The organism is Bacillus sp. JH7 (assembly GCF_001563515.1).
Lineage (GTDB): Bacteria > Bacillota > Bacilli > Bacillales > Bacillaceae_G > Bacillus_A > Bacillus_A cereus.
On the sequence record NZ_LPUS01000030.1, the window covers coordinates 232,337 to 254,679 of the forward strand.

The following is a 22,343-nucleotide window of genomic DNA, read 5'->3' on the forward strand; positions in this document are numbered from 1 at the left end:
CTTGATAGGGGTACCGCCACATCTCTATCAAGCTAAGATTTTAAAGTCCCCCCCTAAACGGAAATTTTCTTTCTCTACAGGTAGTTACTTTGAGAAGGTAGCTCATCTTTTTCGTTTTGGGGGTGTTTATTTTTTAGTTGGTGGTGATTTGGCGGGCCCCCTCATAAAGAAAAGACACCCTAAGGTGCCTTCCTCCGACTTGAGCCATCGTATAGTAATATGGTATCGGATGCCAATCCAAATATTATTTTACCATGTTAAATTGTTGTATATATTGAGAAATATGATCCAGGTCTATAGATTATCTAAAAGCATCCATTTGCACTTCTTCATAAATAAATCCAGCTTCTTTGGCTGTTATTCCAAACCGTTTAGCAGCTATTTCAGCAACTTGCGGATCATGTATTTCAGGGATGTAGTTTTCGTCATTGTTTGTGAGGATTCTGTACTGCTCTTTCATAAAATCAAATATAACCCTATAGTTCATTCCATTACTAGCAAATTTCTCTTTCTTTTGTGGTGTGTATTTAGAGGTATTATTGGAGTTGGCTTTATAAGTGCTATTATCTAGTTCTATGTCATAATCACGCTTTGAATATTTTTCGAAATCGTTTATAACAAGCATTTTATCAAAAATGTCCATAACAAATGTATCGTCATCATACAATAATTTCAGCTCCTTGTAACGACAGGATCTATTCTCTCCGCAATAAACATCATTAAAAGAACCCATAATTTGATCGAGCGTATTATACATGATTTGGTATTTTTCCATGGTAGACAAATCTGAGAACCTTTCATCTACGTTTACTTGAATATTTACTGGTGTAGTATCTTCTTCTTTTTTATCAGCTTTATAATCGACTTTTTCAATATAAGGGCCTAAAGGACTATCTTCTAATTTTTCCTTAGTCTCATGTTCTACATATTTCATATTAGCTGAGCAACCAGAAAATAATAGACATGTAGTAAGCAGTAATCCCACAATAAATCCCTTTCTCATGCGTATCACCCCTAATTTTATTTATGTCTGAGAGTAAAATAAAAGCACCCTTTCGAGTGCTAATTATTTCTTACTTAATGCAGGGTGTTCCCAATATTGATTAGCTACTTTAGGCAAGTTGTTATGTAAAAAGTTATCGTAATTGATCTTGTCTAATGTTTCGCGATTAAATCTGATTTTCATGACATTATCCTTTTTCTCGTTACCGTATTGGTCCACTAGTGGATATGTATAAAAGAAAGCAATTTCGCTTATGTTTTTTTCATTTTTTAAATCTTTTAATATAGATATTGTAGCAATCCACATGCCTTTTTTAGTGTAATTTGCTGATACGTTTTCTTTGGCTTCAGCAGTTAATAATACAATTTTATCGTTTGGATCTTCAGTCCCTAAGTTGTCATTCACTTTAACAGATTCAACTTTTCCCTTGCCAAATTCGTTGCTAGCCAGCTTTTTAACCTTATCTTCAAGTGATTCCTCTTTTTTCTCTACAGGTTGTGCAGCGGCTTCTTTTTCTTGTTTCCTTTTCTCTTCTTCAGCATTCGTTTTATCTTCATCTTGAGCTTTTTTTATTGCTTCTTGTCTTTCTTTTTCAACATCAGCAGTTACCTGTTGTGATTCTTTTTTATCGCCTTTAAATCCATCAATGATTCCACCGATAATAGCTAGGTATACAAAACATGCAACAACCATTTTCCACTCAGTGCCGGAACGGAACCCTATAATTTTTTTATACCACTTTCCTTGTGAACGTTCATTTTGTCTTTTTTCTAATCGGTTGTTGCTCATATTATTTCCCCTTTCAAAATGTAAGATTTTTTCCCTCATGGTAGCAAACAAGTTATTTGTATACTGTCATATTTTGTCGGGTGAAAATAAAAAAGACACCCAAAGGTGCCTTCCTCCAGCTTAAATCCTAAGCTTTTTGGTGTTTATTCGCAATGTTTAGTATGACATTAGTTTTCTAATCTAAAGCTGCAGTAAATATGCAGTACTCCTAATTGTAACATCTAAACCATTAATGGGTCTGTATGGAATATATGTAATTATTTATGTTTTAATTTTCAGAATCATACATCTGGTGTAATATCATTGTTTTTCTATAGGAATTGTATCAAATAATTGTCTAGATAACTAGTCTTGTTGTTAATTTCTATTTATCTTAACATTTAGTTGTACAGTAAAATTATAGAAAAAGAGGAGAGATTTACTATGAAATTAAAGAGAATTATTCCAACAAGTATCGCTTTTGCAGCATTATTAACAATTGCACCACTAGAATCTTCAGCTGAAGAGAATATCAATACCAAGAATTTTGAAGGGCAAACAACAATTAATGGTGAAACAGTTGAGTTTGATGGGGTTGAGGGTAGTTCAGTAATGGTTACACCAGAAGGAGTTGCCTTGGCTTCAGGAGGAAATAGAACTTGGAGTGTCACTAACTATAGACCACTAGGTTTGACTTGGTATACTGTAGCTAAAGCTGATACCCAAAAGGTACATGATAAATTAGGAGCTAGAGCAAGGTTATTTAAAAAGTCTGGTTCACTTTGGAAAAGTAAAAGCAGTACTGTAAAGAATACTAAAATAGTTTCAGCTACAGCGAAACCAGATAGTTATATAAATAATTTTAATGGTGCATATTCTGTTGGTAACTTTACATTTGAAAAAAGTGGTTATGTAGATACATATCCTGAATTAAGGAAAAATTGGTAATATGAAAAAAATTTTAATACTAGCAGCGTGTACTTTAGTACTCGCTGCCCTTCTTGTATTTGTAGGATATAATAAATTTACCAATGATAAGGATGATTCTCCTAAAATCAATGAAGTTTCAACTTCAACAGATGATAGTGGGGCTATTACAGAAATCGCATCATATGATGAAAATCTAAATCCATTAAGTATTGAAAATAAGTTGAAAATAGAGGACGATCAGAGAAAGACGATATATTTTGAGATTTTTAGTGGAATTAACTATGATAGAGATTTTAAGATTATCGTTTTACAAAATTTTATTCAAACGAACTTTCATGTTGATGGTAGTGAAACATCTATTTCTAGTCATAGTATAAATATTGGAGGAAATAAAAAAGAGAGAATTAAAGTTTCTGTTGATGTCGATAGTGAAACCGTAGATTTAACAGTTTTGTTTATTAAAGAACCTAATGAAATAGTTAAAGGAATGGATTTCGATAAATTAACGTATTATGAGCGAGTTTATGCGAAAAGGTTTACTATAGACAAGGGTGATGAAAAAATAGACGTAAATATAAAAAAACCAGATTTTTTATATAAAAGTGAAGTTGATGATACTCCTATATTTTTGAGTAAATCCTCAAAAGATAGAAAGATATTACCCTCAGCTCAAGAAAAAACTAATGCTTATTTACATATAGGTAATCCAAATGCAACGGAAAATATGCGAGCGGCTATTATCGCTTTAAAAGATTGGAACCAGGTGAAATTAAACGATGACATGGTTTGGTTCGTGGAATCAAAGAATACAGGAACATTGGGATATAAAGTTGATTTTCCCGAAATTGAACATATAGAAGAAAATTTACAATTTATATTGTTCCCATATCCTTATGAAGATTGGGGAAATTATACAATGAATCCAATTGAATATACTTTTAGAACCGCCTTATTAAAATAGATGCTATATCAATAGCATCCATTTTGAAAAAGAGAGAGTATACTTTGGTATTTTGTAATAGAAATTAAGCCCACTTACGGAAATAGGTGGGTTTTTTAATTTAAAGAAAAAAAGACACCCAAAGGTGTCTTCCTACGACTTGAACCATCTTAATTTTAATAATATGTATTGGACTCCCATCCGAATATTATTTTACCATGTTAAGTAATTTTATGCATTGAGGGGTATCGCCACATTGCTATCAAGCTAAGCTTATACAAAGTCAATTTTAGGCGAGATTGTTTCTTTTTCTAAAGGGCAAGTGTAGGTGATTGAAAGATTTGCATACGAAATAAACCCTAACGGGTTTCACTTTTTTGAATTAAGCGGCTTGATTATCAGACATGGTACAGTTATAAATGACACCTAATATATCAAAAATCGTTTTTTTCTCATACCGGTGAGATTTCCTCCCGTTTTGCTGTAGGAGATTGAACAGGCGAAGTAACACCTTTGATAGCTCTTGGGTGTTTTTTTGTATAGTTTGGAATAGAAGAAGAAAATAGTCTTTAATCATATATATGGCTTTATACTCACTAAGCTCTCGTTTTTTCTTCATGAGGAGCAATTGACGCATTTGAAACATGATAGAAGAACAGAGTAGAATGGCAATCAATTGACCATATAAATGGCACTCCAATCGTTCTGGTTTTATCTTTTTACAATGATGAATTTGAAAGAATGACTTCCACGTTTTAAATAAAATTTCGATTTGCCAACGCAAAGAATACCAGTCATGTACCTGTCCCATTGGGACAATATCTGTAGGGGTGTTTGTCATATATACATTGATACCACTAAGTCGTTTACTACGAGTAGAATACTTCATTCCTTTCTTTTTTTCTCTTACAGCTTGATCTTGTAATCGTTTTTGTTGCTGTTCTTTTGTTAATCGATGAAAAATTACACGTGCTGGTACTTTATCAATCATTCCTACATAAGCATCAGCTATTTCACATGTTTGTCCTGGCTGAAGAGAGTTCATTAAGACCTCCATATCTACCTGTATATACTTTGTACCTTTCTTGATTCTTCCATCTTGAAAGTAATCAGGGGTGGGATTTTTTTGATAAATGCGTGTATTGGACTTGATACGAGAGATATAGTAAGCCTTTTTATCTTGTATATGTTGAAGATCTTTCAAATGAAAATAACCTAAATCTCGGATACATAAATCATTAGCTGTTACAGTTGGGACACATAGAGAACCGTAGGTTCGATCATGTTGTTTACCTGGTCCTGTATGAATATGTAAGAACTGTCCGCTTAACAGGTCATACTCAAGTTGAATTTTCATCCCAGCTGTATGACTGCACCCTCCTGCACCTGGATAAACGAATGAAAAGATATCTGGAAGTTGAAATGCGGTAGAATCCAGGATCCGAATACGCTTGAAAACAGAAGTGTATGGAGAAGAAATCGGTATAAATGAGGCTAATTTTTGGTTTAGAAGTTCGGCTAATATGTGTTGTAAAAATTGGACGGCCGCTTTATTAAATCGTTGATTTAACCCCTCAGGACTGATGAGAACTTCTGTTGATGCTTCTAAACAGCTAGATAGCTGAGTTAAAGAAGTCGTAGCGATATTTTGACTCATCCATACATATAAAGCGACCAAATCTTTGGCTTGGTACTTACTTGTTCGTTGCACAAAGCCAACATCTCTAGCAAGATTTCGTAAGATATTAGGGGATAAAAAGCTTTGAATTTCTTGAGCAAATAGTTGTAATTCATCAGATACAGAAATAGACATACAAAAACGCCATCCTTTCCTATGATTCTACAGAAAGAATAGCGTATTTTTTCATTTTAGGGGAATTTTTGAAGAAGGAATTAATAGTATTAATAGAATATGTAAAAATACTCCGCTATCTAGTGAACAGTTTTATACTTTCCGAACAATAGCCAAATAAATGGATGATACTATACTTTGAATAAAAAACACAAGCATTACATAATAAATAAAATATTCCTTATCTATTAACTTAAATATTGCTACTAATGCTACTCCAATTAATATACCAGCCGTTAGAACAGTATAAGATAATGACTTAATTTTAAAGATGAACATTTGTCCTCTCTCATCTTGTGACTCCATCCGACGTTCAAATGTAATTTTGTAAATTTCTGCAATAAACACCAATACTACTAACACACAAATTACAATCGTAGCAATATTAACCATTATTCATCCTCCTCATATTTAAATACATCAGTTATCTCTTTCTCAAGTGAATTAGCAATTTTGAAAGCTAAAATCAAAGAAGGGTTATATTTATTTTTTTCTAAAGCTACTATAGTTTGTCGACTGACACCAACTGCATCTGCTAATTGTTGTTGAGTCCATCTTTTTTCAGCTCTTCCTACTACTATATTATTTTCAAGCATGTCATTCCTCTCTTCTATTATACAGTTATATTAACGTAATAGTAATATGTTTTTTACAGAAAGTAAAGAATATATTACATCAAACCGAATAATACATTATATGTTTCGCCGAAAAAACGTGAAAATTATACGCTATTAAATTTATTGGGGGGTCTGCCGCATGCCCACCAACTTAAGAAAACAAATCCACCCCATAACGAAAAAATGAGCTTTTTATTACAAATTAGCACAAAATTTCGTTCTGGGGGTATTTGTATTTTGTTAGCTTGATAGCGATGTGGTGCTACCCCAGATTATATTAAATAACTTATATAAATCCTTACAAATATATATATAGATGTATTACAATGTATTAAGTGTATAGAAAGGAGGTTTGGTGATCGAAATAACAAAAGATGTTATAACAATAATTGCTTCAGTGTTCGGAATTGTATAGCGCCGGTTTAGATATCCCCTCTAAAGCGACTAAGAAACTACAAGAAAAGAAAAAGCGCAAGCGTAACAACCGCAAGCGCAAGTAAGCAAGTTGAGGGGAAAGGTTGAGAGCCGATTTCTCCTCAATACTATTATAACATCGGTCACCAAAAAATGATGAAGAAGTTAAAACTCATTGATTTAAGTATTTTTGTTGTCCTGTTCCTATGGTTACTATCTAATGATTTTAGCGTAAAGACTAAATTAGGCTGGGCATTCGTAGTTGTATGCATTGTATATGCTATTCTATTGATAATTAAGTTATGTATGAGAGGTGAAGACGAATGAATTATCATTTAAACTCTAGGGAAGAAGTAGAGAATTTCATCAGAGAAGAAGTTCTTATTACTTCAGAGGCAATGGAGATTTTAGGTGTTAGCCGTTCCCGTATGAGTGTTATGATTAAGTCTGGTAAATTGACACCAGTTAAAAAGCTAGGGAATGTGAGTTTATTTCTAAAAGCTGATATAGAAGCCAAACAAGAAGAATTAGAAGGATTGAGAGAAAAGTTCCGTCCTTATGATGAGTAAGAAGGGGTTCACCCTATTGAAATAAACTAACCAAACAAAATCTCCTTTAAAGGGAAAAACGCTATTTCTTTCCGTCACTCTACAGAAGGAATAGTGCTTTTTATTTTATGAGTAGTTCTTGAAAAATTAATTTATACTGTTCCATTCGTGATTTTAATAATGCTTTTATTGTTTATTAGTATTGCGAAACAAGATACAACTGAAGGAAAACAATTTACGAAAGAAGAAATGAAGCAATTTGCAGTATATATTTGAGGATTATCATTACATTAATGAAACGGAGTGTACAAATTGGGATATTTTAACCCTGAATTAATGAAAAATAATTTAGATCAGGAAGAAGCAATACAAATTGTAAAAAACTATATGAAAAGATTTGCAGAAACATATGAAGATAAAGGGTATGCAGCGGAAGTTATTGAACGTATTTACAATGAGGATACTACTTGTGAGGATATTGACTTTATTTTAGAGTGTAAAAAGCTTCTATAAGAAGTTCTATAGCAAAAAAGAAACTTCAGTAGCAATATTTTGACTTTCAAGAATCAGTACGATTGGCGAAATAAATAAGAAATATGAAGTTAATGTATTAATCTTATAACATATAAAAAGACACTTTACAAAGTGTCTTTTTATATGTTGGCATACTGTAAAAGAAAATGTAGTGATTAATCAAAATCTGTTGAATGCTTCTTGGTTGCACTTAGTATAACATCTATAATTAATATTTTAAAATTTATTAGGGTTAACAAAACAATCTTTTCGAGTTAAGTTAAATAACAAGATGCCTTAAAAAGTATTAATTGATGCTACATTCACTTCTATTATTTTAAATAATCTAAAAATTAAAAATAATATTGAAAAATCAAACCATATATTTAACATTATGTAAATATTTAGTATATTTGACTTGTGCAAATTCATAACAAGGGGGATTTAAATATGAAAAAGAAACAATTAGTTTCAGCACTACTTACTTTAGGTTTAGCATTTGGTGTTGGAGTTAGTACATTAGCTCTTCCTGCTATTGATGCTAGTGCAGAGATTGGGAATGAACAACCAACAATTACTTTAGGAGATGGGACGAGTAGTTCTGCTGAGTACGAGTTTAATGTTCCAACGGGTTATGGACATGTTAAATGTTACTTTAAAAATCGGGGCGAAACTGAAGTGAAAATTAGTTTAGTACATGCTAGTAGCGGTAAAGAGTATATAAATAAAAAGCTTGAACCAGGTGGAAGATTGGATTGGTTAAGCAACGAAACGTATTCGCAAGGAGTAAGAGGTGGTCTTTATAAGTTGCAGCTAACTAGTGGTGATAAACCTACAAAGGTTGATTTTGCATTTAAAGCATCTAATATCAAGTGGTAACAAAAAGAAGACGGTTTTTCCGTCTTCTTTTTGTTATCATAAAAAACTGTAAAAACAATAGAATTTGATATTTAGAAATCAGGTTCTGTTTCACTATGTTTAATTATTTCACTGCTTCTTTTAATTTGTTTCAACCCTAAAAACGACTGTTTCTTAATTATACATGATATTTATACGATTATTTCAGAAGAAATTATAGGTTTATCGATTCTTCCTTAAAACTATTTAAAATATAATCTGTCAGATCACTACCGTTAAATCCTTTTTCTTTTATTTTACTCAGCTCATCAATAAAAGCTTTTGTGGAATTAGACTGAAAGAGCAGCAACAGAGAAACTACCTAATCTAATAATCTTGTTTTAGCTATACAAGTATCCATACTAAGTCTTACTAATTTTTCATTTGAATTATTGGATAATGTTGTTTTACTTTTACTATAATTATATAATAAGTTATCAATTTATGTGAACCACAAATAAACAAGAGACACACTAATATGCAAACACTAGCAATATCAAAGGATTAGTCCATGTGGCTTCACTATTATTTCTAATCAGTGATATATTAGTCTAAAAAGGAAGAGTATAAAAAGAACCAACTGGACCTATTTAAAAGGAGAGAATTTATACATGTTAGAGACTCTTGAAATGAGAAAAAAACAACACGAAATAAAAATACATAAATACAAAAATATAAAAAAATACTATAATCCATTTTTGTTTGCAATCTCGATTATTTATTTTCTCTATTTTATGATTACTGATCATTATCTATCAGCACATCTACTACTTTCTTTCATTATCGGTTTTACTCTTTGGAGTATAGGCCTTGCAATAAATTTAAAACTCTTATATGAGATAAATGAAAAACGAAAAATCTTGAATATAGAAACAATAAACGAAATGAAAAAAAATAAATATATGAGTCCTGGAAGAAAAGAACGTTATATTAAAGATTATAATGCTTCCAAAAATGAACTAGAAAAATTAATGACTTACGCTAAATTTAGCTTAGAAGCTAAAGAAAGAGAAAACGAGATAAAAGACGATAAAGGAATCTAGATCTATAATTGTAGTATGACATGCAGATAGTGGCTAGAAATGTAAAAAATAAAAGGTGGTATAAACATGAAATCAACAGGTATCACAAGAAAAGTAGATGAATTAGGGCGAATTGTTCTTCCGAAAGAGTTAAGAACAACTTTAGGAATTGCAGAAAAAGATCCTATAGAAATATTTGTAGAAGATGAAAAGATTATTTTAAAAAAATATAAATCTTATGATGCTTGTGCAATAACTGGTGATATTTCAGAAAAAAATATATCATTAGCAAATGGCCAAATCGTTCTCAGTCCTGAAGGGGCTAAACTTTTAATTAAGGAGATTCAAAAGCAATTAGTTAAATAAGGGCATTCTCCTTAGTACAATACAAAGAAAAAGACATCTATATAGATGTCTTTTTCTTTGTATTAAACCAACATGATTCTACTAACTCTACTTTTACAGTGGTAAATATATCAGCACTATTTCATATCACATTCATTTTAGCACAAGAATCCATTATTCTATATATATAAATTATATTTTAAAAATATACTTAATTTCCCCCTAAAAAACGAATGTATTTTCGCGAAATGACTTGATTATATAGGTTGGGTAGGAATATAACGAGAACAAAAGTTCTTATTGTTAGAATAATACCGTGTATGGCTATTCATTATTCCCGAACAATGCAAAACCAAATGTTAATAGAAGCTATGCAGACAAGAGACGAAATCGATCTCTGTCATTATAAAGATGGAATTATAGTAAGTAAGATTGTTCGCATTATAAGTTTGATGTTTTAAGTACTACAAATATCATTTAATAAAGTGCTTTTTAATGAAATATGTATAATCGATAAGAACATCTAGCGCTTCTTGTTGCTTTTCAGCAGGTAGATCTGCTAATGCTACTTTAATGGATTCTAATATTCTTTCTAGAGGATTATTTCTTGCAAACAATTCATCTATAGTGATATTATGCAACTCTGCAATCCGCATTATCGAATCTGCATCAGGATCAGCTTTTCCACATTCCCAATTTGCATAAGTAGTACAGCAATGTTTAGGCGATGTGATATATCGGATTAGGTATATCCTTGTTTTTTTCGCAATTCAGCAAGTCGCTTGCTTAGATGGAACATATCACCTTTTCCTTTCTGAATTATAACGTTAGTGTAAAACAGAAAGGATAAATTGTGTCCCGATAACTAAAAATAAGTCATAATTTAAAGTAACTTGTAATAATTAGTTAAAACGTTATGATTAAAGAGCAATATTTAGCATTCTATGAGCAAAAAATAGTAAGAAACTGAAATGTTGAATCGAGTTTCTTCCTATTATATATACTTACTAAAATAATGAATTGCCGATATCTATTGTGGCCAAGTTTTGGCGTCTTGTACGTTCTCTTAAATAACGTTCCGTCGTCATAATAGACTCATGTCCTAAATAGTCCCGTATTTTCTTAAGTTCGACTCCTTTTCCCATCAAATGATTGGCGAAGAAGTGTCTACAGGTATGGGGAGTTATTCTATCTTTTCGGTAACGCAGAAATGGTAAATTAGTTTCTTCAATTTTTTCTGCTACATATTTTGATAAGTAGTCCGCTCTATAATGAGAACCGTCCGCTTTAGGTAGAAAGGCAGATGAACTAGAGGCATCTAATTCACTTGTCTGTTTCCGTAGTTGACGAAGATGAAAGAGATCGTTGAGTACATCTTCAAAGATACGAACTTCTCTCGCTTTATTTCCTTTTCCAATTACACGTAGGAGATAAACATTTAAAGAAGGGTGGAATACAAGGTCAGCCCACTTTGCATTTGCGACTTCCTCAATCCGGAGTCCAGTAGTTGTAAGAAGAAAAAACAAGGAATACATAAAGAAATTCGTTTTCTTCAGTGTATCTAGAATTTCGTTCACTTCTTCTGGAAAGAGGTCACGATTGACTAGCTCTTCTTTTTTTACCGATACTTTTTTGAGACGACTACTAAAGTTGTCAGAAAGTCCATTGTTATCATACACATATTTTAAAAACTGCTGAACCACTGTTTTCTTTCGACGTAATGTGGTGGCCGCATACTTCTTACTTAGTTGATAGAAGTAGATTTCCATCTCATTATAGGATAATTCCTTAATGGTTCCGATTGATTCTTTTATATAACGAAGAAAATGAGAAAGATCATGCAGATAAAGTTTTTTTGTTCGTTCACTTCTTTTTTTCGTTAAAGAAGGCTCATCGTGTAAAAATAAATAAACTAATGATTCTTCGCTTAATTGGGAATAGTCAATATTTCGAATACCCATGCCCATGATTTTTTCGAAATGTCTGCTATCAAAAAAATCCGATTTGGATTTTACAAGTTGATTATTATGTTCGTAATTTATAATATTCAAATTTACACACACCTTTTAATAGAATGAAAAGACAAACATATATTTTTTATAAAATTTTATGATTCTTATTATACCACAATAAACGCATTATTTATTGTGGTATAAAATGAAATGTTTAAATATATATTTTTACATTATTATTTAACGTTTCTGTTTAGATAATGTATAATGGAAATGTTTAGTTGAATTTTTTTGTACATTTCAATCCAAATGCGGTAGGAGGAGATTTTTTTTGACTAGTCTTCGTCTGAAAATTTTACAAGAAATCCATAATTTAGAAGATACCCATTGTTCAATTTGCCCTCTGAACAACCTATCAGTGAATTGTACAGATGAGCAAGAACAGGCAAAACAGAGGAACTACAAACATTGTAAAGGTTGTCCCATTTTCGATTCCATCCGAGAGAAAGGAGAGCAATTGAATTCTTTATCGAAAAAGAGTACATTTAATAAGGTACGAGAACGTTATATGGAAAATCCATTTAAGTATCTGCAGTATAAGGAATACTCAATCAAAGATGTAGTAAAAGAAACAGGTTTAACAAAGTATCAACTAAGAAAATTTAAAGAACAGCTAGAATGAAAGTTTTGGATGAGGTGAGAAATGGACTATTTATCTTTAGAAGAGGTATGCGATAGGATAGGTATAACAAAAAATCAATTAGGCTATTTAATTAAGTTTAAACAGATCGAACCTATCAATCTGGCTACCTGGAGAGCAGATGGTGGATATCGTTTTGAGCAAGAAGACGTAAAAAAGTTAGAGGAATTATACAAAGACTCTTTAACATTAAAAGAGGCAGCGGAATTTCTAAATAAGTCTAAGACTTACGTTCATAATGCGGCTAAAGATGGGATATTGCCCTTTAAAGAGATTGCTAAAGGGAAATCTACTGAACGATTGTACTTAAAATCCGATTTGGAAATTTTCAAAGAAAGAATTGAAAATAGATCAAAAGGGGAGTCGAAAGAAAAAAAGCAGCATTTAAGTCTATACCTTAATGAAAAGGTATTAGAAGCAATAAAGAAAAAAGCTGGAAAGAAAGGGTATAATGGCTACAAGAAATTTGCTGAAGATATTTTAACCGCAGAAGTAGAAAAAGACATAGAAGAATAGAAATTCCCGAGAGAATAGACCTCTAAAAAAACAAAAAACGTTCTAAGGGGTCTATTTTTCCTTTTAAGAAGTTTACGAACTACCAGGTCTAATTACATTACTTGAATCGCTAAAGTTGTTTACGATCTGATTTGAGAGGTCATTTTTCGGGTTCGCCACAAAAAAAATTAACTGTAATTACAAAAAAGAGTTGACATATATGAATTAGAAAATAGAAGGAAATATGAATGGTAATTTTAAGGGCTTTTTATTTAAGAGGGGAAAAATGTAAAAAATAATGAGAGGTAATGATACAAGGGTTATAAATACAAAGATTTCACTTGGAACTTGGTAGGACCTATGAGTATGCTAGAGAGTTTGGGGAGACATCCATAGCGGAATACATCAAAAAGAATTGAAGCTTTATTTGAAATTTATATTCTCAAAAAATAACGTATAAACCTAAGTTTAATTATGAAGAATCCCAGAAATATAGTTTACATATTCAGATTATAGTAAACTATATTCTTATAAAACACTTAAACTAAAAGATTATGAACAGACTGACATTGGACAAATTATCTATTATAGAGTGTAGAAGTATGGTAAAATTGAAGTATAACTGTATATCGTGTGAAGGTGGGCTTGTTATTATCCCTTCTTTCCATTTGGAAGGAAAGGGGGTGATATAACATGGGATTTTTGTTTGAATTTTTAAAAGAAATTGCAAGAGCAGTTGTGCGTGAGGTTTCAGAATACGCACTCAAAAAGCATTTCGAAAAAAAAGACAACAAAAAACCCTCGCTTCACCGACCAAAGTACAAGCGTGGGTCTAAAAGAAAAAGATAATGCATAATAACAACCGCCTTGACAGTAGCAGTTATGAGACGGGATGTTTCCAGCATCTCGTCTTTTTTAGTTTATGCAATTTAGTTAAGTACTATACTTTATATATATTGAATATGCATTCAATATATAACTAATCTACAGTAAACATACCATATTTTTATTTTTTGGTCAATCATGCGACTTATGATCACTAGAATTATCGCACCATTACTCTCTATAAAATGTAAATATAAAAAACATAATCCCTCAAAATATGTAAAAAATTATGGTTTTTAGATAAGTTAATGAATATTTCAGGCCCGATAAAGGGGTGATTTTGATAGGGGAAAATAGGAAATAAAATTAAAAGTGTTTCTCTGTTGTTATGTAAAAACTACTCAATAAAAAGAGTGTCGTATATCTTTAAAGTCTTATTCTTTCCCGTATCCTTGTATCCTTTTAACATCATTTTAGAAAATCGATTTGGATATAAATCATTTAGCATAGCAAAGGAGCTGGAATTCCAAAATTTTTCTAATGGTGACTTTAAACCGTTTTCAATTAACCATTTACAAGTATATATTTTTAATAATTCTTCCTGTGTTAGTTGTTCTTTTTCTTCAATTGTCCACTTTAAAGCTTCTAGAGCTCCCTGCTTTGTCCAATAATTATACGGAGTTACAGATAATTCCCATTCTCTAAAACGTCCTGGATACAAGTCATTTAGCATACGATAAGGACTATTTCCCCAATATTTATTTAACGGAACAATCAGTTTATTTTTTTTAATCCATTTTCTGCTATAAGATTTTTTTAACTCTTCCTGTGTTAGTTGTTCTTTTTCTTCAATCGTCCATTTCAGAGCTTCTAAAGCTTTTTGCTTTGTCCAAAATCGATTCGGAGTGGAAATTAGTTCCCACTCCTTAAACTTTTCTGGATATAAATCATTTAGAAACGCATAAGGACTGTCTTTCCAAAATTTAATTATAGGTGTTCGTAAATTATGTTTATTTAGCCAATCTATACTATATAACTTTTTTATGTCTACATCAGATAACTTTTCTTTAATTTCAATCGTCCATTTCAGAGCTTCTAAACTATTTTTTCTAGTCCAAAAATTCATAGGAGCTTTTTTAAATTGCCATTCTTTGAATCGATTTGGGTATAGCGCATTTAGCATAGCGTAAGGGCTATTTGCCCAAAAAAATTTGCATGGTGATGATAGACGATATTTCAATAACCAGGATTTGTCATATGCATTTAACAACTGTTCATCCGTTAGCTGTTCTTCATTTTCAATTGTCCACTGTAATATTTCTAGGGATTTTTGCTTTGTCCAAAAATTTTTAGGAACTACTGATAATTCCCACTCTTTAAACTGATTCGGATATAATGCATTCAAATAAGCATAGGGGCTACCGTTCCAATACATACCACAAGGTGAAATTAATTTATGCTTTTTTAGCCACTTTTCGCCATATACATTCAATAATTGTTCATCTGTTAGCTGCGCTTTTTGTTCAATTGTCCATCGTAAGGCTTCCAAAGCTTTCGATTTTGTCCAAAAATTTACGGGGGCCATTCCTAATTCCCATTCTTTTATATAATTCGGAAAAGCATCATTTAGCATAGCATAGGGACTTGAATTATATTTAGAAAGAACAGTTGCTAGTTTCATTTTTTGAATTAATTTTTGATTCCAACCTTGTTTAATATCATCTGGATTCCATTGTAATACATGTTCAATTAAATATTTTGTAACACGTTTAGAGAGTTCAAAATCTATATCTTCATTCCAAGTATTGGGAGGAAATCGTTTTCTTTTTCCGTCTAATATTTCTTGGTAAATCTGTTCAATTGTAATTGAAATCATACTTTTTTCCCCTTAGATGTAATGAATTTTATAGGCTGTCTTGTGATTATTTATCATTTACTTTATAACAATATATCGAGTAATAAAAAGTGATAATTTGTCTACTTAAAGGACAAATTATCACTTTTTATAGAAGTTATCCTGCAATTATTAAAGTTACGTGTGCTTGATAAATCTAAGGAGATAATAAGGAGTTATAATGGAATTAAATTTTTGTGTATTGATTTTATAATCAAATGAATTTATGAGAGGGTGATTTATAATAAAAAATTCCGAACAAACATATATAAAGAATATTAGAATCTGACAAGTCATTAATGCATGGAGCTACCAAATATCTTTTGGGGAGGAAAATAGGAGGATTATATTTCAAGGTTAGTATTAACTTTAGTACATATGCAAAAAAATACTGATAGAATTTCTAATTGAATTATTTTAAATATATGTAAAAGAAGGATTAATAATAATTACTAGAAATAGAAATTTAAATTGAATAGTAGGTGTTTTTTACGTTAAATTTATGTACTTATTTAAGTGAAAATGTTTAGAGTTTGTTAAATTACAAACTATACAAAAAATGAACATGTTCATCCTTATATGATTGAAAAAAGAATTAGAAATGATTTGCAAAAAAAGACACTATTAAAATTGCCTTCTCATCAAAAAAGTACCTTATATAAGAATTTACGTTCTTTTCATCTGACTTTTTCATTTCTGTCTTTTTCTTGTGATCCTTGCTAAGTAACAAGTTTGACATTAAAGTGATTACTAATTATCACCAGTTTCGCATTGAAAGGAAATTTAGCATTTTCATTACTTTCGATTGTTTTAATATTTATATCTAAGGAGTTATCTTTGAACTTGTTATAATTATATTTTAACAAATTGGCATTAGAATTATTATTACCATTTTTCCATTTAGGATGATTAAGTTGATCAAACAACTCTTTTAGTTCTTGTTTATTTACAAAAGTGTATTTTTTATATTGTGGATGTTGAAGGATATTAGTAAATTGGGGGTAGTAAATAAAGGTGTAATTCATTCTAAAAATAAGAAATAAAAATATTATAATTTCAATTATTACATCAGTTCTTGGTGATAAAAAAAATTAAGTTAATAAAAAGGAATTCTTTTATTAATTTAATTCATAGGATTAATTAATATTTATAATAAATATTGAGAAGAACTTTAAATATATTATCAAAATTAATTCATGAAATAATAAAAAATGATTTTGACATATGGGATTTTTATAGTTCTCTTTTTTGCAACAGAAGAGAAGAAATACAAACTTAAGAATTTAAAGTTCAATATAGTCACCTAAACACGGGAATTACGGCTCTTTGTTGTAGTTTTTTCTGTTACCAAGGAAATGCTGAAAAATAGCGAATAAGACATTTATCTAATATAAATTTTGAAATCTTAAATGTAAACTTAATAGTATAGTAAGGTTGAAACACAATGAACCTTCATCCTTTTCAGTATTTACTCATAAGCTTTAAGATTCTAATTCATTGAAAGTAAAAATAACTTGTGATGTTATTTACAAGTTATTTTTACTGTTTTTTTTATTTGTGAATCTTCGAGATACCTAATCATTCGGAATGAGGGGATTTCTTCTATAAACTAATGAAACTACTCATAAATATGAAAGCCCTCATTAAAAATGCTACTATTCATTAAAAAATGATACTAGTTCCCTGAATTTTTATTTTGATTTACATACATACTACATATAATTTCCAAATTTGTCTGATTTCGAAACAAAATTGGCGGTGAAAAATCTCTCCAAATATAAGAAGATTGAGATGGATTAAATAATATATTTGTATATTTGATGATTATTTGAATGATAATTTGTTAAGTATTATCAGATATTATTGTGAATTATCCGATTTTTAGTTTGTATTAAAAAAATCGTGTTTGAAAGAAGTGAGGAAGAATGTTTATAAAAAAGAACAAAAATTTAGTGATAATAATCTGTTTAATGTTCGTTTTAGGGACTACTGGATTATGGTGGGCAAAGGAAAATAAGAACTGGATATTTGCTGATGGTATACCAATTCTTATGTATCATGCTATAGGAGATCCACCAAATGGAACTGATAAAAATATGACAGGTTGGTATGTATCAAAAGAAAAATTTAAAGAGCAAATGGAATACTTAAAAAAAAATAATTATGATTTTATTTCATTTGATGAATTAAAAAATGCGAAAAGGTATAAAAAACCTATAATTGTAAGCTTTGATGACGGGTATGAGAATAACATGATTGCCTATAAAATATTGAACGAATTAAAAGACAGTAATTTCAAACCAAAAGTTACTCTTTTTATGGTAGCTAGTCTTATTGATCAACCAAACTATTTAAATCAGAATCAATTAAAACAACTTTCACAATCAGAAATTTTTTCAATTCAATCACATACAGGAAGCCATATAAATTTAACGGATTCTACAGTGGATTTTCAACTAGAATATGAAGAAACGAATAAAAAGATTTCTAAAATCACTGAAAAAAATGTTTATATATTATCATATCCTTTTGGAGCCTTTAATGATGAATCGTTAAAGCAAGCAAAAAAATATTATAAATATGCTGTTGCAATGGGGCATGACAGATTTAAATTACAGGATGAAAAAGATGAATTATATAAAATTAAGCGATTGACTATTTCGGGTCATGATAGTATGTGGAAATTCATTCTTATGGTCCGGTAATTTCAATAATTATTATTTTAAGGAATAGAATTTTTAAGTGTTAATCTAGTGTTGGTGAAATATTTACATAGAATAAGGAGTTATAATTATGATTACCCTAAACAAAAATAAATATATAGCCGGAATTGTATTAACAACATTTTTGCTGTCGTTGTGCATACAACCATTATCTATTTATGCTAATAGCTATGCCTCTCAGCATTTAACCCTACTAAATAAAAACGAGCCGAATTTAGTGCCAAAACCAGTGCAAGATGAGAATTGGTTTTTGGGAGAAATGCCTGAAAGTATTGACCATAATAAATTTCCTATTGTCTTTGTACATGGTCTTCACGGGCATGCAAACGAATGGTGGGGAGGAAATGAAATGTATGTGCGGGCATTTAAAGAAGGCTTTCGTACAGCATTTGTATCACTAAATGGTGAGAAAAATAACTGGGATAATGGTAAACAATTGGCGGATATTCTAAAAAAAATTTCCGAATATTTCGGTACTAAAGTTAATATTGTTGCACACAGTAAGGGAGGAATAGATACACAAACAGCATTAGTTCATTTTGGTGCTCATTCTTATGCCAATAATGTAATAACACTGGCTACCCCATTTCATGGAACTGCTTTAGCTGATTTAGCGTATAGCGCTCCAGCGAAATGGCTTATGAAACTATTAGGAAATTTAGATGTTGGAACAGAATCCCTTCAAACAAGTAACATGAAACTTTTTCGTGAAATAACCGATTCTAATCAAAATATATTAAAAAACACATATTATACAGCTGCAGGAACTGATTGGGGATCAGCATTTAGTGCGTCATGGCTAGGGGGTGTTTATCTTTCTGGAGTAGGGGGATCAAACGATGGTCAAGTAAATGTATTTAGTACACAACTCCCTTATGGAAAACAACTTTTCATAGCTCCTCTTAATCATGAAAATATGCATCAAGGTTCTGCAGTATTTGAAAAGATTAATCCTATACTACAAAAAAATAATAATAGTTTACAACCATTTTTCATGGTGAATTCTAAAGCTAGAGAGGTTAAACAAACTCCCAAACACACTGAACAATTTATAAATGGCGGGATTTTACTAGCACATAAAACAAGAGAAGAAAAAGTCTCTATAGATTCTTCTATCCAAGGAATTGAATTATATATTTTAACCAAAAATGAAGACACTCATATAGAGGTTATATCACCTTCTGAAACAAAATATAAAGCAAAAAATATACAAGCAATGCCTATGTCAGGGAGTGGGGTGTTTGATGGGAGTTACTTACAACGCATTTCTATAAGTCAACCTGAAAAAGGAGACTGGAAATTGTGCATGAATAGTACAAAGGAGGATGCTTATTTTATGATGGCCCAATTTAATAGTAATCCAATAATCTCAATAAATATGGATTCAGTGGTTAAAGCAAATACTTCTATACCATTAAAAATCAAAATAGAGAATCCCGAAACTTTAAGTATAACTTCCATGAAAATAAATATTAAAAAAGGAGAAAGTGAAATTTCGCAAAAAGTGGATATTAAGGAATTGGAGGAAATAAAAGACAATACGTTTGTTAAAATGATTCCAACTTCCAATAACACAGGAAATTTAAACGTAACGATAGAATTTGAAGGAAAAACAATGCAAAATACAAATTTTAGACGTACAGAAGTTCGATCCATTCATGTTTTAGAATGAATACATTTTTAGTATAGTAACTGATAGTTTTTAAGATATATATATCTAATAACCAACTATATAATAAATATTTAAAACACTATTATTAGAAAGGAGGGATTTTTTATAGCTACTATAATGATTATAACTAACAGGATTCGATCACAAGAGTTACTTATAGCAAATCTGAAGAAATATGATTATAAGCCCATTGTTTTAAAAAAGTTTGATAATGTCTTAGATCGATTTTGTGAAATATCTCCTGAATTAGTTATTATTGATGTGCCATCACCGGAATTCGACGCATTTTCTTGGTGTCGCCAAATTCGTAATATCTCTATTTGTCCGATCATTTTTCTCTCAAAATTTAATAAAAAAATAGAGCAAATTATGGCATTAGAATATGGAGCGGATGATTATATAGCTGCACCATTTCATTATGGAGTCATATTAGCAAGAATACGTAGTCATCTGAGAAGAGTTTATGGTGAATATGCTTCAAAATTAAATGAGAGAATCATTAACCGTTCTGGATTGATTCTCTATACTGATAAGATGGAGCTGAAATATGATGGGAAATCGATATCATTAACTAGAAAAGAAGAACAACTCGTAGAACTTTTATTGAAAAACTATCCGAGTATGGTACATCGAGAAGAAATATTCAATCAACTTTGGGATGGAATGAAATATATTGATGAAAATACATTGTCAGTATATATAACACGGATTCGTTATAAATTAAAAGAATTGGGGATTCAAAATGCTCTTGAAACAATACGTGGTTCTGGATATCGTTTACATAATACATGGGAAAAATCAATTCATCCATTAAGTTAGAAATTCTAGCGTATTTTACTTCATAACACTAGCGATGCAACAAAAAAATTTATATGAATTTAATAATTGTTCTCTATTTAATAATTTGTTGATATGTGGTAGTTAATAGATAATGTAGTTGAAAATAAATAACATAGAAGTGTTTTAGGCGGTGAAAATATGGAAGACAATACGGTCAAATTTTCGTCGCTTTCCTTAAAGATATGCAATTCATACAATTCTTGCATCAAAACGAATCAACTTATATAATATTCGAATATATTAATTTATATATTAATGAAATCAAATTACTAATAAAGTATATCAATTGATAAAGATGAAGCTGAATCGAATCCGTTTATTAATATAAAATATTTTCTAAAATTTTCTAAAAGAATTTAAGAAGTAAATCGTTTGCATAGGATGTGTTTGTGGAATGGAACAACAACTTGGAGAACTAATTGTACAATATGGATACTTGGGAATTCTTATAGCCCTTGTTGGAGGGATTGTTGGACTTCCAATACCAGATGAGTTTTTACTTACATTTGTAGGTTATAATGTTTCAAAAGGAACGATGTCAGGGGTGTATGCTTTTCTGAGTGGAATTACTGGAGCAATTTTAGGGATTACACTAAGTTACATTCTTGGATTGAAATTAGGATTACCAATCTTAAATAAATACGGTCCTAAAATTCATATAAAAGAGAAACAAATTGAAAAAACACATATCTTATTTGAAAAGTACGGTCCTTTCTTGTTAATGATTGGTTATTTTATACCCGGTGTTCGTCATTTGACTGCATATTTTGCCGGAATGTCAAATTTTATATTCTTGAGATTTTGCTTATATGCATATAGTGGTGCTTTTATTTGGACTAGTACCTTTATTGGACTTGGATGGAAACTTGGAGACAAATGGGATTTTGTAGAATACAGTTTGCATCATTATGGAATTCGAGTTTTAACAATCTTAGTAGTGGTTTTATTTTTTATTTTGTTTTATTTAAAAAAACAAAATAAGGGTAGTTAACTTGTTTTTGATGAAAAGCAATACATGGTACTTCTAATATGATATTAACGACAACTATAATGTTGTATTTTTATAATGAAAAATAAGGATGAAATGTAGCAATCGATAATGGGGTTTATGTAATGTATACCAAATTTATCTGATAAATAGACAAATTTGGCATTTATATTTCGAATGAATATTAAGATAATTGAGTTAAGTAGTGAGATATGTATAAGAGGTTAAAATGTTTATGCTGAAGATATTAGTTGTAATAGCTTGTTTAGGGTCAATATTAAAGCATATTTATTAAAGGGTGATCCATAGATTTGTTTCTTACAACTAAATATTAAGCTGTTAGTTAGCAATATACTTCTTTGAGAATCTATCTTAATAATTTTTTAGCTGAAAGGGTGAAAATTA

21 protein-coding genes and 1 pseudogene are annotated in these 22,343 nt (G+C 30.4%); 14 read left to right on the forward strand and 8 right to left on the reverse strand.

The window, feature by feature from the left end; all coding sequences use genetic code 11:
• Positions 1-301: 301 nt before the first annotated feature.
• Complete coding sequence (locus AU379_RS24675; protein WP_061139942.1) at positions 302-1,003, reverse strand: hypothetical protein; 702 nt, start codon at positions 1,001-1,003, stop codon at positions 302-304.
• A gap of 63 nt (positions 1,004-1,066) precedes the next feature.
• Complete coding sequence (locus AU379_RS31070; protein WP_061139943.1) at positions 1,067-1,792, reverse strand: hypothetical protein; 726 nt, start codon at positions 1,790-1,792, stop codon at positions 1,067-1,069.
• A gap of 423 nt (positions 1,793-2,215) precedes the next feature.
• On the opposite strand from AU379_RS31070, the gene AU379_RS24685 reads away from it, so the two are divergent.
• Together AU379_RS24685 and AU379_RS24690 are read left to right on the forward strand one after the other, a co-directional pair.
• On the forward strand, positions 2,216-2,719 hold the full coding sequence (locus AU379_RS24685) for a hypothetical protein (RefSeq protein ID WP_061139944.1): 504 nt from the start codon (positions 2,216-2,218) through the stop codon (positions 2,717-2,719).
• A 1-nt stretch (position 2,720) separates the two neighbouring features.
• A complete protein-coding gene (locus AU379_RS24690; RefSeq protein WP_061139945.1) occupies positions 2,721-3,662 on the forward strand; it encodes a hypothetical protein in 942 nt (313 codons plus the stop codon).
• 361 nt (positions 3,663-4,023) lie between these two features.
• On the opposite strand, the gene AU379_RS24695 is transcribed toward AU379_RS24690, so the two are convergent.
• From AU379_RS24695 to AU379_RS24705, 3 genes are all read right to left on the reverse strand, one after another.
• The gene (locus AU379_RS24695; protein WP_061139946.1) at positions 4,024-5,454 is read right to left on the reverse strand and encodes an IS4 family transposase; all 1,431 of its coding nucleotides are present in this window, start codon (positions 5,452-5,454) and stop codon (positions 4,024-4,026) included.
• 132 nt (positions 5,455-5,586) lie between these two features.
• Positions 5,587-5,886 (reverse strand): hypothetical protein, encoded by a 300-nt coding sequence (locus tag AU379_RS24700; RefSeq protein WP_061139947.1) that lies wholly within the window; start codon positions 5,884-5,886, stop codon positions 5,587-5,589.
• Positions 5,886-6,089: a helix-turn-helix transcriptional regulator gene (locus tag AU379_RS24705; protein ID WP_000892394.1), complete on the reverse strand. Its 204-nt coding sequence runs from the start codon at positions 6,087-6,089 to the stop codon at positions 5,886-5,888. Before AU379_RS24705 ends, AU379_RS24700 begins: the two co-directional genes overlap by 1 nt.
• Positions 6,090-6,847: 758 nt before the next feature.
• Between AU379_RS24705 and AU379_RS24710 the strand changes: the two genes are divergently transcribed.
• The 5 genes from AU379_RS24710 to AU379_RS24730 all read left to right on the forward strand — a co-directional run bounded on the left by AU379_RS24710 (position 6,848) and on the right by AU379_RS24730 (position 9,870).
• Positions 6,848-7,093, forward strand: coding sequence for a helix-turn-helix domain-containing protein (locus AU379_RS24710; protein ID WP_061139948.1), 246 nt, complete (start codon positions 6,848-6,850; stop codon positions 7,091-7,093).
• Positions 7,094-7,384: 291 nt separating this feature from the next.
• A complete protein-coding gene (locus tag AU379_RS24715) occupies positions 7,385-7,585 on the forward strand; it encodes a hypothetical protein (RefSeq protein WP_061139949.1) in 201 nt (66 codons plus the stop codon).
• Between the two features lie 450 nt (positions 7,586-8,035).
• Positions 8,036-8,464 (forward strand): hypothetical protein, encoded by a 429-nt coding sequence (locus AU379_RS24720; RefSeq protein ID WP_061139950.1) that lies wholly within the window; start codon positions 8,036-8,038, stop codon positions 8,462-8,464.
• A gap of 629 nt (positions 8,465-9,093) precedes the next feature.
• On the forward strand, positions 9,094-9,525 hold the full coding sequence (locus AU379_RS24725) for a hypothetical protein (protein WP_061139951.1): 432 nt from the start codon (positions 9,094-9,096) through the stop codon (positions 9,523-9,525).
• Between the two features lie 66 nt (positions 9,526-9,591).
• The gene (locus AU379_RS24730; RefSeq protein WP_061139952.1) at positions 9,592-9,870 is read left to right on the forward strand and encodes an AbrB/MazE/SpoVT family DNA-binding domain-containing protein; all 279 of its coding nucleotides are present in this window, start codon (positions 9,592-9,594) and stop codon (positions 9,868-9,870) included.
• Positions 9,871-10,322: 452 nt separating this feature from the next.
• On the opposite strand, the pseudogene AU379_RS31280 reads toward AU379_RS24730, so the two are convergent.
• A pseudogene (locus AU379_RS31280) lies at positions 10,323-10,648 on the reverse strand (helix-turn-helix transcriptional regulator).
• Between the two features lie 208 nt (positions 10,649-10,856).
• Positions 10,857-11,900, reverse strand: a complete 1,044-nt coding sequence (locus tag AU379_RS24740) for a tyrosine-type recombinase/integrase (protein WP_061139954.1) — start codon at positions 11,898-11,900, stop codon at positions 10,857-10,859.
• A gap of 232 nt (positions 11,901-12,132) precedes the next feature.
• Here AU379_RS24740 and AU379_RS24745 point away from each other — a divergent pair, with 232 nt between their 5' ends.
• From AU379_RS24745 to AU379_RS30755, 3 genes are all read left to right on the forward strand, one after another.
• Positions 12,133-12,483, forward strand: a complete 351-nt coding sequence (locus AU379_RS24745) for a zinc-finger domain-containing protein (RefSeq protein WP_061139955.1) — start codon at positions 12,133-12,135, stop codon at positions 12,481-12,483.
• Positions 12,484-12,504: 21 nt separating this feature from the next.
• On the forward strand, positions 12,505-13,017 hold the full coding sequence (locus AU379_RS24750; RefSeq protein ID WP_061139956.1) for a helix-turn-helix domain-containing protein: 513 nt from the start codon (positions 12,505-12,507) through the stop codon (positions 13,015-13,017).
• A 672-nt stretch (positions 13,018-13,689) separates the two neighbouring features.
• A complete protein-coding gene (locus tag AU379_RS30755; RefSeq protein ID WP_172794122.1) occupies positions 13,690-13,845 on the forward strand; it encodes a hypothetical protein in 156 nt (51 codons plus the stop codon).
• 373 nt (positions 13,846-14,218) lie between these two features.
• On the opposite strand, the gene AU379_RS24755 is transcribed toward AU379_RS30755, so the two are convergent.
• Positions 14,219-15,697 carry a DUF4046 domain-containing protein gene (locus tag AU379_RS24755; protein WP_061139957.1) on the reverse strand — a complete coding sequence of 493 codons (1,479 nt, stop codon included), beginning with the start codon at positions 15,695-15,697 and terminating at the stop codon, positions 14,219-14,221.
• 1,943 nt (positions 15,698-17,640) lie between these two features.
• Between AU379_RS24755 and AU379_RS24765 the strand changes: the two genes are divergently transcribed.
• From AU379_RS24765 to AU379_RS24780, 4 genes are all read left to right on the forward strand, one after another.
• Positions 17,641-18,420 carry a polysaccharide deacetylase family protein gene (locus tag AU379_RS24765; protein ID WP_061139959.1) on the forward strand — a complete coding sequence of 260 codons (780 nt, stop codon included), beginning with the start codon at positions 17,641-17,643 and terminating at the stop codon, positions 18,418-18,420.
• Between the two features lie 88 nt (positions 18,421-18,508).
• Positions 18,509-20,110 carry a hypothetical protein gene (locus tag AU379_RS24770; protein WP_061139960.1) on the forward strand — a complete coding sequence of 534 codons (1,602 nt, stop codon included), beginning with the start codon at positions 18,509-18,511 and terminating at the stop codon, positions 20,108-20,110.
• A gap of 105 nt (positions 20,111-20,215) precedes the next feature.
• Complete coding sequence (locus tag AU379_RS24775) at positions 20,216-20,929, forward strand: response regulator transcription factor (RefSeq protein WP_172794123.1); 714 nt, start codon at positions 20,216-20,218, stop codon at positions 20,927-20,929.
• 415 nt (positions 20,930-21,344) lie between these two features.
• Complete coding sequence (locus AU379_RS24780; protein WP_061139962.1) at positions 21,345-21,941, forward strand: DedA family protein; 597 nt, start codon at positions 21,345-21,347, stop codon at positions 21,939-21,941.
• Positions 21,942-22,343: the final 402 nt, after the last annotated feature.

Bases quoted from the DNA above. Each gene is read 5' to 3' on its own strand.
- AU379_RS24720 (WP_061139950.1), top strand. From the start codon at position 8,036: ATGAAAAAGAAACAATTAGTTTCAGCACTACTTACTTTAGGTTTAGCA.
- AU379_RS24690 (WP_061139945.1), top strand. From the start codon at position 2,721: ATGAAAAAAATTTTAATACTAGCAGCGTGTACTTTAGTACTCGCTGCC.
- AU379_RS24780 (WP_061139962.1), top strand. From the start codon at position 21,345: ATGGAACAACAACTTGGAGAACTAATTGTACAATATGGATACTTGGGA.
- AU379_RS24685 (WP_061139944.1), top strand. From the start codon at position 2,216: ATGAAATTAAAGAGAATTATTCCAACAAGTATCGCTTTTGCAGCATTA.
- AU379_RS24730 (WP_061139952.1), top strand. From the start codon at position 9,592: ATGAAATCAACAGGTATCACAAGAAAAGTAGATGAATTAGGGCGAATT.
- AU379_RS24750 (WP_061139956.1), top strand. From the start codon at position 12,505: ATGGACTATTTATCTTTAGAAGAGGTATGCGATAGGATAGGTATAACA.
- AU379_RS24725 (WP_061139951.1), top strand. From the start codon at position 9,094: ATGTTAGAGACTCTTGAAATGAGAAAAAAACAACACGAAATAAAAATA.
- AU379_RS31070 (WP_061139943.1), bottom strand. From the start codon at position 1,792: ATGAGCAACAACCGATTAGAAAAAAGACAAAATGAACGTTCACAAGGA.
- AU379_RS24705 (WP_000892394.1), bottom strand. From the start codon at position 6,089: ATGCTTGAAAATAATATAGTAGTAGGAAGAGCTGAAAAAAGATGGACT.
- AU379_RS30755 (WP_172794122.1), top strand. From the start codon at position 13,690: ATGGGATTTTTGTTTGAATTTTTAAAAGAAATTGCAAGAGCAGTTGTG.
- AU379_RS24675 (WP_061139942.1), bottom strand. From the start codon at position 1,003: ATGAGAAAGGGATTTATTGTGGGATTACTGCTTACTACATGTCTATTA.
- AU379_RS24700 (WP_061139947.1), bottom strand. From the start codon at position 5,886: ATGGTTAATATTGCTACGATTGTAATTTGTGTGTTAGTAGTATTGGTG.
- AU379_RS24765 (WP_061139959.1), top strand. From the start codon at position 17,641: ATGTTTATAAAAAAGAACAAAAATTTAGTGATAATAATCTGTTTAATG.
- AU379_RS24710 (WP_061139948.1), top strand. From the start codon at position 6,848: ATGAATTATCATTTAAACTCTAGGGAAGAAGTAGAGAATTTCATCAGA.
- AU379_RS24755 (WP_061139957.1), bottom strand. From the start codon at position 15,697: ATGATTTCAATTACAATTGAACAGATTTACCAAGAAATATTAGACGGA.
- AU379_RS24770 (WP_061139960.1), top strand. From the start codon at position 18,509: ATGATTACCCTAAACAAAAATAAATATATAGCCGGAATTGTATTAACA.
- AU379_RS24695 (WP_061139946.1), bottom strand. From the start codon at position 5,454: ATGTCTATTTCTGTATCTGATGAATTACAACTATTTGCTCAAGAAATT.